This window comes from Kitasatospora sp. NPDC057518, assembly GCF_042802075.1.
In the GTDB taxonomy this organism is placed as follows: Bacteria; Actinomycetota; Actinomycetes; order Streptomycetales; family Streptomycetaceae; genus Kitasatospora.
Genome location: NZ_JBHVEU010000274.1, coordinates 1 through 11,942 on the forward strand (window position 1 = coordinate 1; position 11,942 = coordinate 11,942).

General features: G+C 75.5%; 14 protein-coding genes. 11 read left to right on the forward strand and 3 right to left on the reverse strand.

Annotated features, from left to right (window positions below; genetic code table 11):
• Positions 1 to 53 precede the first annotated feature (53 nt).
• Positions 54 to 266, reverse strand: a complete 213-nt coding sequence (locus tag ACFU7Z_RS25585) for a hypothetical protein (RefSeq protein WP_380779898.1) — start codon at positions 264 to 266, stop codon at positions 54 to 56.
• 85 nt (positions 267 to 351) lie between these two features.
• Positions 352 to 606, reverse strand: coding sequence for an acyl carrier protein (locus ACFU7Z_RS25590; RefSeq protein WP_049661285.1), 255 nt, complete (start codon positions 604 to 606; stop codon positions 352 to 354).
• 124 nt (positions 607 to 730) lie between these two features.
• On the opposite strand from ACFU7Z_RS25590, the gene ACFU7Z_RS25595 reads away from it, so the two are divergent.
• Both ACFU7Z_RS25595 and ACFU7Z_RS25600 read left to right on the forward strand, forming a co-directional pair.
• A complete protein-coding gene (locus tag ACFU7Z_RS25595; RefSeq protein ID WP_380779900.1) occupies positions 731 to 919 on the forward strand; it encodes a hypothetical protein in 189 nt (62 codons plus the stop codon).
• Between the two features lie 198 nt (positions 920 to 1,117).
• Positions 1,118 to 1,870 carry an SDR family NAD(P)-dependent oxidoreductase gene (locus ACFU7Z_RS25600; protein WP_380779902.1) on the forward strand — a complete coding sequence of 251 codons (753 nt, stop codon included), beginning with the start codon at positions 1,118 to 1,120 and terminating at the stop codon, positions 1,868 to 1,870.
• 35 nt (positions 1,871 to 1,905) lie between these two features.
• Here ACFU7Z_RS25600 and ACFU7Z_RS25605 read toward each other — a convergent pair whose 3' ends face one another.
• Positions 1,906 to 2,535, reverse strand: a complete 630-nt coding sequence (locus tag ACFU7Z_RS25605; protein ID WP_380779904.1) for a putative glycolipid-binding domain-containing protein — start codon at positions 2,533 to 2,535, stop codon at positions 1,906 to 1,908.
• 162 nt (positions 2,536 to 2,697) lie between these two features.
• On the opposite strand from ACFU7Z_RS25605, the gene ACFU7Z_RS25610 reads away from it, so the two are divergent.
• From ACFU7Z_RS25610 to ACFU7Z_RS25650, 9 genes are all read left to right on the forward strand, one after another.
• Positions 2,698 to 4,185, forward strand: a complete 1,488-nt coding sequence (locus tag ACFU7Z_RS25610) for an ATP-grasp domain-containing protein (protein WP_380779906.1) — start codon at positions 2,698 to 2,700, stop codon at positions 4,183 to 4,185.
• Positions 4,179 to 4,754, forward strand: a complete 576-nt coding sequence (locus ACFU7Z_RS25615) for a GNAT family N-acetyltransferase (protein ID WP_380779908.1) — start codon at positions 4,179 to 4,181, stop codon at positions 4,752 to 4,754. The genes ACFU7Z_RS25610 and ACFU7Z_RS25615 overlap by 7 nt, the downstream gene beginning before the upstream one ends.
• 132 nt (positions 4,755 to 4,886) lie before the next feature.
• On the forward strand, positions 4,887 to 6,032 hold the full coding sequence (locus ACFU7Z_RS25620; protein WP_074001123.1) for a hypothetical protein: 1,146 nt from the start codon (positions 4,887 to 4,889) through the stop codon (positions 6,030 to 6,032).
• A 142-nt stretch (positions 6,033 to 6,174) separates the two neighbouring features.
• A complete protein-coding gene (locus ACFU7Z_RS25625) occupies positions 6,175 to 7,128 on the forward strand; it encodes a DUF4331 family protein (protein ID WP_380779910.1) in 954 nt (317 codons plus the stop codon).
• A 74-nt stretch (positions 7,129 to 7,202) separates the two neighbouring features.
• Positions 7,203 to 7,880: an HAD family phosphatase gene (locus tag ACFU7Z_RS25630; protein WP_049653676.1), complete on the forward strand. Its 678-nt coding sequence runs from the start codon at positions 7,203 to 7,205 to the stop codon at positions 7,878 to 7,880.
• Between the two features lie 169 nt (positions 7,881 to 8,049).
• Entirely contained in the window at positions 8,050 to 8,415 is a 366-nt protein-coding gene (locus tag ACFU7Z_RS25635) for a hypothetical protein (RefSeq protein ID WP_074001125.1), read from the forward strand.
• A 219-nt stretch (positions 8,416 to 8,634) separates the two neighbouring features.
• Positions 8,635 to 9,735, forward strand: coding sequence for a substrate-binding domain-containing protein (locus tag ACFU7Z_RS25640; protein WP_049653672.1), 1,101 nt, complete (start codon positions 8,635 to 8,637; stop codon positions 9,733 to 9,735).
• Between the two features lie 107 nt (positions 9,736 to 9,842).
• Positions 9,843 to 10,652, forward strand: a complete 810-nt coding sequence (locus ACFU7Z_RS25645; RefSeq protein ID WP_049653670.1) for an ATP-binding cassette domain-containing protein — start codon at positions 9,843 to 9,845, stop codon at positions 10,650 to 10,652.
• Entirely contained in the window at positions 10,649 to 11,899 is a 1,251-nt protein-coding gene (locus tag ACFU7Z_RS25650; RefSeq protein ID WP_380779913.1) for a sugar ABC transporter permease, read from the forward strand. Before ACFU7Z_RS25645 ends, ACFU7Z_RS25650 begins: the two co-directional genes overlap by 4 nt.
• Positions 11,900 to 11,942 lie beyond the last annotated feature (43 nt).

Consider the following 11,942-nt stretch of genomic DNA (forward strand, 5'->3'; position numbering starts at 1 on the left):
GCCCTCCGGTGTTCGGGCCGGAGGGCGGGCGGACGGACGGGGGTGACGCGAGGTCAGTCCAGGGCCAGGAAGCTGCCGACGTTCTCGTCCGGCCGGAACTCGCCCGGCCCCAGGGGGTTGAGGATTCTCGTCTGACAGTTGCCGTCGGGGAAGAGCAGGATGGTGCCGCCGGTCCGGTTGGCGATGGCGGTGTCGGCGCCGAGGCCGGGGTAGCACTGGCCGCCCTGCGGGTCCCGGACCTGCTGGAAGTTGCTGCCGTTCTCCATGATCACGACACCGGGCGCCGCCGAGGCGGTCGAGTCGTACGGGCCGGTACCCGGACGGCCGGGCCGGCTTCCCGCTCCGGGTCGTTCAGGAGCCGGACGCCACCTGGGCGTTGACGTCCTTGAGGAACTCGGCGACGGGACGCCCGAGCAGCTCCGCGCTGTCGACGGAGACGCCGTAACGGTTCTCCACGTCGGCGAGGACGCCCAGCACGCCGAGCGAGTCGACGCCGAGGTCGAGGAACATGCGGCCCGGTTCGGCGAGTTCCTCGGCGGTGACCTGGACGCCGGCGCGGGTCCTGACCAGGGTGGCGAGTTCCTCGTAGGTGATCTCGGCGGCCATCGGGCCCTCCTCGGGGTGCGTGGGGCGGCAGGGCCGGAGGGTGGCGGATCGCTCAACGGGAGGCCCTGTGGGCGCAGTTGTACGTGGTCGAAAGGCGTCCGGTCCAGCTCGTTCACTCGTACGCGTGAGGCCTTCACGGGGATGGTCGGAACGGCCCGCCCCGGCCCACCCCCGCGACCCCGACCCCGACCGCGCCGCCGCCGGGCACCTCCTCGCCCCGCTGACCGGGCCGCTGGAGCACCGGCCGGACGCGGACGTGCGGGAGGTCGCCGCCGAGGCGGTGGACGTCTTCCCGCGCGCCTACGGCACCTGAGCCCCGGGGCCGGGGAATCCGGGGCCGGGGCACCCGGACGGCGGGCGGGCTCCCGTGCGGCGGCGGGTGCGTCCGCCCGTACCGCGCCGCCTGGACGACGGGGCGCCGCGCGGCCGGGCGTGGTTCGCTGGAGGGGCGGGCGCCGAGCGCGCGCCCGCCCCCGCTGCGAAGCACCCCGTTCTCCGAAGGGCCGTGGTCATGATCTCCTCCTCCCTCGCGGGCAGGGTCGCGCTGGTGACCGGCGCGACGAGCGGCATCGGCGCGGCCACCGCGACCGCGCTGGCCGAGCAGGGCGCGCACGTGCTGGTCGCGGGCCGCGACGCGGCGCGCGGCGAGGCGGTGGTGGCCGCGATCCGGGCGGGCGGCGGCAGGGCCGACTTCGTCGCCGCCGAGCTGCGCGACGTCGCCGCGGTGCGGCGCCTCGCCCGGACGGCCACCGCGCTGGGCGGCGGCCGGGTGGACATCCTGGTCAACAATGCCGGCGTCTACCCGTTCGGGCCGACCGAGGGGACGACCGAGGAGGAGTTCGACGCCGTCTACGCGCTCAACGTGCGGGCGCCCTACTTCCTGGTGGCCGAGCTGGCCCCGGCGATGGCCGCGCGCGGCGCCGGGGCGATCGTCAACATCAGCACCCAGGCCGCCTCGCACGGCGCGCCGGACACGTCCCTGTACGGCTCCAGCAAGGCGGCGGTCAACCTGCTGACCCGCACCTGGGCCGCCGAGTACGGGCCGCGCGGCGTGCGGGTCAACGCCGTCGGCGCGGGGCCCACCCGTACCGAGGGCACGGCGGTCATGGGCGAGGGCCTCAGCGACATGGCGGCCGAGGCGCCGGCGGGCCGGCCCGCCGAGGCCGAGGAGATCGCCGCCGCGGTCGTCTTCCTGGCCGGCGACGCGGCGGGCTTCGTCCACGGCGCCCTCCTGCCGGTGGACGGCGGGCGCACCGCGGTCTGAACACCCCCGGCCTCAGGCCCCGGGGCCCGGGCCCGTCAGGCGATGCGGTGGGCCAGGCCCGGGTACTCGGCGACCAGGCCGTCCGCGTCCAGCAGCAGGTCCGCCCGGTAGTCGCCGGAGGCGTAGCGGACGGTGGCGCGGCCGTCCTCGTGGCGGCGCAGGTGGGTGTAGGTCTGGCGGGAGGGCACGACGACCAGCTCGGGCACGCGGATCCAGGCCATCAGGAAGTGGTGCTCGCCCGGGCCCAGGTGGAGGGCGTGGCGCAGCACGGGCGGGGTGTTGGTGAGCGGGGACAGGCCGAGGTCGCAGTCGAGGGCGCCGTCGAGGTCGGGTCGGGGGGTGCCGTCGACGGTCCAGCGGCCGGTGGTCTCGTCGCGGCGCAGGTCGAGGGTGCGGGTGGTGTCGGGGGTGCGGGCGGTGACGTGCATGCGGCGGGTGGTGAAGCCGTCGCCGGTGTCGAGCCGGTAGTCGAGCCAGTACAGGGCGGGCTCTGCGGCGGCGGCGCGGCCGTGGGCGGTCAGGGAGGTGGGGCCGAGGTCGATCCAGGAGGTCTCCAGGCCGGCGGTCTCGGTGACCCGCCAGGTGGGTGCGGCGGTGCGGGTGGCGGCGTGTTCGGCGGGGCGTTCGGCGGGGCGGTTCGGGTCGGGGGCGGTGCTGCTGTTCATTCGTGCACGGTACTGCCGGGTGCCGACAGCGGGCCCGACGGGCCGTCAACACGGGGGGCTCCTTCGTTCGGGTGAGGGTGGGGGCGGGGCGTGCCTCGTGCGGGGCGGGGCGGGGCGTGCGGTGGCGGCGAGCGCCGTCCCGGGCTCTCCATAATCGCGTGGGTGATCACATCCTGTGACGAAGCGGTGGCCCGGCTGCGGGCCCTGCCCGGACTGTCGTGCTGTGCCCGTCCCCTGAACGTGCTGCCGCTGCTGCGCACCGGCTGCCTGTCCGCGGTGGTGAGCGTGGAGGGCCCGGACACGGGCTGGGCGGGCGAGTTCGGGGCCTCCTTCCACGCGCTGGAACCGGAGCGGGGGGTGCGCGACCACACCCCGGCGGGGGCCGGGGTCCACACGGTGCTCCGCGCGCTCGCCGGCACCTTCGACGAGGACGGGGGCGCGGACGGGGGCGCGGGCGCGGCGGGTGGCGGCTGGCGGGGCCGGGAGCTGGCGCTGCTGCCCTACTCGGCGATGAAACCCGAGTGGCGCACGGCACTCGGCGCGCTCGGCACCCGCCTGCTGGAGCCGCCCTCGCTCGTGGCCCTGCCGATGCTGAGCGACAAGCGGGCGCAGCGCGCGTGGCTGCGGTCGGTGGGGGCCGCGACCCCGGCGGACGCGGTGGTCCCGGCGCTCGACCACCGGGAGCTGCGCCGCCGCTTCGGCTCCCCCTACGTGGTGCAGACGCCGGTGGGCTCCAGCGGCAAGGGCACCCACCTGGTCGTCGACGAGGCGGACCTGCAGTCGATCCGCCAAGTCGGCGGCGGGCCCTGGCTGGTGAGCGGCTACGTCGAGGGCGTCGCGCTCAACGTGCACGTGCTGGTGTCGGCGGACAGCACGGTGCGGGTGCTGCGCCCGTCCGTCCAGCTGACCCGTATCGAGGGTGTCGGCGCGCCCTTCGGCGCCTACTCCGGCTGCGACTTCGCGGCTCCCGCCCTGCTGGCGCCGCTCGCCCTGGCCCGGGCCGCCGCCGCGGCGCGGCGCGTCGGCGAGGCGCTGGCCGCGCTCGGCTACCGGGGCCTGTTCGGCGCCGACTTCGTCCTGGACGGCGAGCGTCCGCTGCTGCTGGAGCTCAACTGCCGCATGCAGGGCTCGACCTGGCTGCTGGGCGAGCTGGAACTGGCGGAGCGCGCGCTGCCGTCCGCGCTGCGGCACGTGCTGGAGCTCTACGGCCACGCCACCGGCGGCGAGCCGCGTACGGACGCGGCGGGCGCCGTGCAGCTGGTGGTGCGGCACACCGGCGCCCCGGTGCGGGTGGCGGCGGCGCCCGCCGGCGGCCTGCACCGGCTCAAGGACGGGCGGCTGCGGTACTGCGGTGCCGGGTTCGGCCTGCTGGAGTGCGGGCCCGACGACTGCGTGCTGCTGCAACTCCCCTCCCCCGGCATGGTGTTGCACCCGGGGGTGCCACTCGCCCGGATCGTCGCCCGGCATCCGCTGACCACCCCCGACGGCACCGCGCTCACCGCGCCAGGACGCAAGCTGCTGGACGCGCTGCGCGCGGGCTTCGTCCTCGAACCCCTCGAACCGTACGGCCTCCCCGGGCCCTCCGGCCCCGCCGCCGTCCCCTCCGCCTCCGCGGGTCCCTCCGCCGCCGCCCCCCGCGCGCCGTGGTGAACCCGCGCCCCGACCCGCGGTCCGACCCGCTGTACGTCCGCACCGCGGTGCCCGCCGACCTGCCCCGGCTGGCCGCCCTGCGCGCGGAGGCCGCCGCGTGGATCGCCCTGGAGCACGGCTCGGCCCAGTGGTCGGACCCGTACGACGCCCAGCGCGGCCTGGCGCTGATCGCCCTCGGCCTGACCGTGGTCGCCGCGCTGTCGCCGCACGGCGAGGCCGTCGCCACCCTCACGCTGCGCCCCACCGGCAGCCCCCGGCTGTGGACCGGCGAGGAACTCGCCCGCCCGGCCCGCTACGTGAGCTCCTTCACGGTGGACCGCCGGTACGCCGGGCACGGCATCGGCACCCGCCTGGGCGACTGGGCCTCCTGGCGGGCCGCGCGGGCGGGCGCCGCCCTGCTGCGGGCGAACGTGTGGAGCGACAACGCCGCCCTGCACGCCTACTACCGCGCACGGGGCTGGCGTTGGGTGCGCACCGCGGCCGGCAGCCGCAGCGGCGCCCTGTTCGAGCGCGCCGCGGACGCGGTGGCGCCGCCGCTGGTCCACGAGGCGGGCCGCCTGCGGGCGTGACCCCCGGCGTCCGGACGGCGCGGGCCGGTCGGTCGGTCAGCACGGTGTCAGCGCGCCCGGACAGCATGGCCGGTGAGCCGGCGAGAGCGCACGGCCGGGACAGGACGACGGGACAGGAAGAGGAGACGAGGCATGAGCATCAGCCGCAGGTCCGTGCTGCGGACCGCCGCGGCCGCCGTTCCCGCCCTCGCGTGGGGCGCGGCGGCGCCCACCGGGGCGGCGGCGGCCACCGCCCGGGAGCGGTCGGCACCGCGGGAACAGGCGACGCCGCAGTGGCAGGTGACGCCGTTCCCGCTGCGGAACGACTTCGGCGTCAGCGGCCTGGCGATGACCGGCGCCGCGGCCGGCTTCGCCGTCGGGTACCAGGTCGCCTTCTGGGGGCCGGTCCCGTACGACGTGCCCGCGGTGTGGAGCTGGGACGGAGCCCGGTGGACGGAGGTCGAGGGCGCGGTCACCGGGGCCAGCGGCCGGCTGTACGCCGCCACCGCGGCCGGCCCGGCCGACGTGTGGGCCGTGGGCGACAGCGGACTGGCCGTCCACTGGGACGGGCAGGGCTGGAGCCGGAGCACGGTGCCCGGCACCGCCGGCGGCGCGTTCTCCGGCTTCGCCGTGGCCGGGGCCGGGAGCGCCGTCTGGGCGGTGGGCCGGGCCGGCTCGTCCGCTGCCGCCGCGCGGTGGAACGGCTCGTCCTGGGAGGGCGCCGCCCTCCCGCTGCCGCCCGGCACCTCCCAGCTCACCGCGGTGCGGGTCGCCGGGCCCGGCGACGTCTGGGCGGCCGGCGACTACCAGGCGTCCTCCGGCGCGCTGTACCGGCCGTTCGTCGTGCACTGGGACGGCAGCGCCTGGTCCCAGGTGGCCGCGCCGTCGTACCCGAACCTCGACGTGCGGGTGCTCGACCTGCTGGTCGCGGGCCCCTCCGAGGTGTGGCTGGCCGGCGGCACCGGCCGGTACAGCCAGTCCGGCCTCCGGAACGCCTTCGCCACCCGCTGGGACGGCACCGCCTGGAACGGCACCCGCACGCCGCCGGCCACCGACCCGCACTACTTCCTCGGGCTGTCCCTGCGCGGCACGGAGGTCTGGGGCGTGGGCTACAGCGGAGACTCCCCCGTCCAGCGGTGGACCGGGTCCTCCTGGGCGGTGGCCCCCGCCCCGTTCGCCTTCACCCAACCGGGCGTGTTCACCACCGGCCCGGACGGCACCACCTGGCTCTTCGGCTACGGCGCCCCGGACGCCAGGACCGGGGCGGACCCCTTCACCGCGCGGCTGCCCGCGAGCTGACGCCCCGCCCGCCGCCACCGGGCCGCGCCCGCGCCCGCCCGGGTGGCGCAGCGGGGCGGGCCGGGGGCGGGCGGGCGTGCTAGCAATGGCCGAGGGGGTCGGGGGGTGTCCCCGCGCAGCCCGCCCGACCTCGGAGGCCGTCTTGTCGCACCACCTCAGCGGACCGAACCTGCGCTCACCCGAGGGTGACGCGCGCCTGGACCTGACCGACCTGTTCGCCTTCGCCGCGCCGGAGCCGGGGCGGACGGTGCTGATCATGAACGTGAACCCGGTCGCGCCGTCCGGCGGGCAGGCCTTCCACCCGCAGGCGGTGTACCGGATCGACATCGACACCGACGGGGACCGGCGGGCCGACCTCGCGTACAGCTTCACCTTCTCCGAGCCGCGGGACGGGGCGCAGACCATGACGGTGCGGCGGGCCGCCGGCGAGGGGGCGCGCGGGCTGGAGGCGGTCGGCGAGGTGCTGGTGGCGGACGCGCCGGTGAGCTTCACGGGCACGCCCGCGGTGGTGGAGGCGGGGGCGCACCGGGTCAGCGCGGGGCTGCGCAGCGACCCGTTCTTCGCGGACCTGGACGGGATCGTGAAGGACTTCCAGTGGACGGGGGTGGACTGGGGCGCGGACAAGAACGTGTTCGGGATCGTGCTGGAGGCGCCGGACGCGCAGTTCGGGCCGGCGCCGGAGATCGGGGTGTGGGCGCGGGTGAGCGTGCGCAAGGACGGGCACCTGGTGTCGGTGGACCGCGGTGCGCACCCGTCGCTGACGGCGTACTTCAACGAGGAGGACGCCAAGGAGGCGTACAACGCCGGGGATCCGGTGGACGACTGGGAGAACTACCGGGAGCCGTGGACGGCGAAGCTGCAGCACTTCGGCGGGTACACCACGGACGCGGCCGAGGCCCAGCTGCGGATCGTCCTGCCGGACATCCTGCGCTACGACCGCGCCCGCCCGGCCGGCTACCCGAACGGTCGCACGCTGAGCGACGACGTCACCTCGGCGCGGCTGACGATGCTCACCGACGGCAAGGTGCCCGGCGACCACATCGGCCCGCACACCGACCTGCTGCCCGCCTTCCCGTACCTGGGCCACCCGCACTGAGCCCGCCGGGCCCTCCCCGCCCGCCCTCCGGACACGCCCGCCGCCCCGCCGCGGGCGCCCCGTAGGGTGGCGGCATGTCCCTTCCCGTGGAGCTGGTGGTCTTCGACTGCGACGGTGTGCTGCTCGACAGTGAGCGGCTGGCCGTGCGGGTGGACGAACGGGTGGTCGCGGAGGTGGGGTGGCCGCTGTCGCAGGAGGAGATCGTCGAGCGGTTCCTGGGCCGTTCGCACGCGTTCATGACCGCCGAGATCGAGGCGCACGCGAGCGTGCCGCTGGAGCCGGGCTGGGACAAGCGCTTCCAGCACCTGTACGACGAGGTGTTCGCCGCCGAACTCGCCCCCGTGGAGGGGGTGGTGGCGGCGCTGGCGGCCCTGGAGCGGGCCGGGGTGGCGGACTGCGTGGCGTCCTCCAGCAGCCATGCGCGGCTGCGCTCCACGCTCGGGCGGACCGGGCTGCTGCCGCGTTTCGCCGGGCGGGTCTTCAGCTCCGAGGACGTGGAGCGCGGCAAGCCCGCCCCGGACCTGTTCCTGCACGCGGCCGCCACGATGGGCGTCGAGCCGGCGGCGTGCCTGGTGGTCGAGGACAGCAAGTACGGGGTGGCGGCGGCGCGGGCGGCGGGGATGCGGTCGCTCGGCTTCCACGGCGGCCTGACGCCCGAGGCGTGGCTGGCGGGGCCCGGCACCCGGACCTTCGCGGACATGCGGGAGCTGCCGGCGCTGGTCGCCGGGGCGGCCTCGCTCCCGCTGCCGTAGCTCCGTGGCGGGCCCCGGTTCCGACTGCGGCTCCGACTCCGACGGCGGGGGGGCAAGGAGGCGCGCCCCTGTCAGATGTCAGGGACCGCCGCGGGCACCGGATTCCTAGGCTGACGGGCACCGGACGCAACGGTCGTCCGTCCTCGTACCAGCCAAGGGAGAACCACCCATGCGCAGGATCACCCGTACCGTCGCCGCCCTGGCCCTGGCCGCCGCCGCCCTGACCACCGTGGAGGCCGGCGGCGCCGGTGCCGCGGACGGGGCCTGGGCGGGCTGCCCGTCGGGCGCGGTCTGCGTCTACCCGCAGGACCAGGACCCGGCGGTCAGCCCCAGCGACGTCTACTGGAGCTACGGCGCGCACAACCTGAGCGGCCAGTACGGCCACCACTGGGTGCTCAACAACCAGACCGGCGGCGCGCACGCCCGCCTGTGCCGCGGTTCGGGCGGCGCCGACTGCGTCTACGACCTCTCCTCGCCGAAGGGCGTCTACTACGACCTGGGGCCGATCAACTCGATCACCCTCGACCGTCCCTGACGGTCACTCAGTTTCCATCAGGCAGTGCCCGCCGCGCGAGGGGAACGGCGGGCACTGCCGCTGTCGCGCGTCGCGCCCCCTGAGGCGTGTTCACGAACATAACGAGTAGTGGTGGATTCCCGGCAGTCTGGTTTTACTTATTGACGTCATGTACGCGCCCAGGTTTAACTCCCCCCACCCCGCCGCGAAGCCGTGGCGACCCCCAGGGAGAGGTATCCGATGAACGCCGCACTGCGCCGCGCCCTCGTCTCCGCCGTGGGCCTCGTCCTGACCCTGTCCATGACCGCCGCCTGCGGCAAGGCCGCCGGCGCCAAGAGCGACTCCTCCTCCGCCGCCGGCGACCCGAACGCCATCGGCCTGCTGCTGCCCGAGAACGCCTCCTCCGTGCGCTACGAGTCCTTCGACCGCCCGTACATCGAGGCCAAGGTCAAGGCCCTGTGCGCGCAGTGCAAGGTGCTGTACAACAACGCCGAGGGCAGCGCCGCCAAGCAGAAGCAGCAGTTCGACACCCTGCTCGCCCAGGGCGTCAAGGTGATCGTCCTGGACCCGTACAACGCCAAGTCCACCCAGGACTGGGTCCAGGAGGCCGCCGCCAAGGGCGTCAAGGTCATCGCCTACGACCGCCTGGCCGCCGGCCCGATCGCCGCGTACACCTCCTTCGACAACGAGAAGGTCGGCGAACTCCAGGGCCGGGCCCTGCTGGACGCGCTCGGCGCGCAGGCCGCCGACGCCGACATCGTCATGATCGACGGCGACGAGGCCGACCCGAACGCCGCGGACTTCAAGACCGGCGCGCACAAGGTCCTCGACGGCAAGGTCAAGAAGGTCGTCTACGAGCAGTCCGGGCAGTGGGACCCCGTCGTCGCCGGACAGAAGATCTCCGCCGCCGTCACCGAGTTCGGCAAGAACGGCTTCCAGGCCGTCTACTCCGCCAACGACGGCATGGCCGCCGCCATCATCACCCAGCTCAAGGGCGCCGGCATCAAGGTCCCCGTCGGCGGCCAGGACGCCTCCCTGGACGCCATCCAGCGCATCGTGGCCGGCGACCAGGCGTACACCATCTACAAGGCCTACCGCCCGCAGGCCGAGGCCGCCGCAGAACTGGCCGTCGCCCTGCTGCAGGGCAAGGACGTGAAGACCATCGCCACCGCGAGCGTCGACAGCGCCACCGCCAAGAACATCCCGACCAAACTGCTGGACGCCAAGATCGTCACCAAGGACACCATCGCCTCCACCGTCCTGGCCGACGGCACCTACAAGGCCTCTGACATCTGCACCGCCGACTACGCCGCCGCGTGCGCCGCCGCCGGGCTCAAGTAGCCCGGCCCCCGGCGGCCGGGACCAAAGCGGCCAGCCTCAAATAGCCCGCCCCGCACCAGAATCCTTCGACCAGGTCTTCAAGTAGCCCCTCCCCCAAGGTGGTTCCCGTGACAGGCGCACCCGTCCTGCAGCTGCGCTCGGTCTCCAAGCGCTTCGGTGCCGTCCAGGCCCTCACCGACGTCGACCTCGACGTCCACGCCGGCGAGGTGCTCGCCCTCGTCGGCGACAACGGCGCCGGCAAGTCCACCCTCGTCAAGACCATCGCCGGCGTCCACCCCGTGGACGAGGGCACCCTCACCTGGCAGGGCGAGCCGGTCCGCCTGGCCCGCCCCCAGGACGCCGCCGCCCTCGGCATCGCGACCGTCTACCAGGACCTCGCGCTCTGCGACAACCTCGACGTCATCGCCAACCTCTTCCTCGGCCGCGAGAAGCGCCGCCGCGCCCTGCTCGGCCCCGCCCTGCTCGACGAGGTCGCCATGGAGCAGCACGCCCGCCGCCTCCTGGACACCCTCGCCATCCGCATCCCCGACGTGCGCGCCCCGGTGGCCGCGCTGTCCGGCGGGCAGCGCCAGGTGGTGGCCATCGCCCGCGCCCTGGTCGGCGAGCCGGCCCTGGTGGTGCTGGACGAGCCCACCGCGGCCCTCGGCGTCGAGCAGACCGCCCAGGTCCTGGACCTGGTGGAGCGGCTGCGCGAGCGCGGCCTGGCGGTCGTGCTGGTCAGCCACAACATGGCCGACGTACGGGCGGTGGCCGACACCGTCGCCGTGCTGCGCCTGGGCCGCAACAACGGGGTCTTCCCGGTGGCCGGCACCACCCAGGAGCAGATCGTCGCCGCGATCACCGGCGCCACCGACAACGCCCACGCCCGCCGCCGGGCCCGCCGCACCGAGCAGGCCGAGGAGGCCGAGGCCGTATGAGCACCCCCGACGCACCCGCCACCCCCTCGCCCGCCGATCCGCGGCTCCATCCGCCCGCGCAGGGCTGGGCGGGACTCGCGCGGGCCGCCCGGCGCCGCCTGGGCTCCGGCGAGCTCGGCTCGCTGCCGGTCGTCGTCGGCCTGGTCGTCATCGCGATCGTCTTCCAGTCCGTCACCCACCACTTCCTGCAGGCCGACAACCTCACCAACATCACCCGCTTCATCGCCGGCCCCGGCCTGATCGCGGTCGGCGTCGTGTTCGTGCTGATCCTCGGCGAGATCGACCTCTCCCTCGGCTCGGTGGCCGGCGCGAGCGCCGCGATCGCGGCGGTGCTCGCCGTGCGCCAGGGCTGGAACGAGTGGCTCGCCATCGCCGCCGCCCTCGGCGCGGCCTGCGTCATGGGGCTGCTGCACGGCCTGTTCTTCGCCCGCGTCGGGGTGCCCGCCTTCGTGGTCACCCTCGCCGGGATGCTCGCCTGGAGCGGCCTGCAGGAGTACGTGCTCGGCGACGCCGGCACCGTCAACAACCGCCACGACGGCGTCGTCGCGAGCCTGGACACCACCTTCCTCGGCGACGGCGACATCGCCTACGCCTGGGGCCTGGCGGTCCTCGCCCCCGTCCTCTACCTGGCCGCCCGCCTGCACACCGCCCGCCGCCGCCGCGCCGCCGGCCTCACCGCCGCGCCGGCCTCCGACAGCGCGATCCGGGCCGGCGCCCTGGCCGTCCTCACCCTGGCCACCGCCTACGCGCTCAACCAGGACCGCGGCCTGCCGCTGTCCCTGGTCGTGCTGCTCGGCGCCGTCCTCGCCACCGACTTCGTGCTGCGCCGCACCCGCTACGGCCGGCAGGTCTTCGCGGTCGGCGGCGGCGTCGAGGCGGCCCGGCGCGCGGGCGTCAACGTCGCCCGGGTCCGGATCTCCGTGTTCGTCCTCTCCGCGTTCCTGGCCGGCCTCGGCGGCCTCTTCTACGCCTCCCAGCAGGGCTCCGCCGACAAGCAACTCGGCGGCGGCAACGTCCTGATGAGCGCGATCGCGGCGGCCGTCATCGGCGGCACCAGCCTGTTCGGCGGCCGCGGCAAGACCTGGTCGGCGCTGCTGGGCATCCTGGTCATCCAGTCCATCACCACCGGGCTGGACATGGTCCACGCCGCCCAGGCCATCCAGTACATGATCACCGGCGCCGTGCTGCTGGCCGCCGTCGTCCTCGACTCCCTCACCCGCCGCACCCGCAGCAGCGGCCGGGGGTAGCGCGGAGCGTCCGGCGTCCCCTCGGCCCGGCACCCCGCCGCAG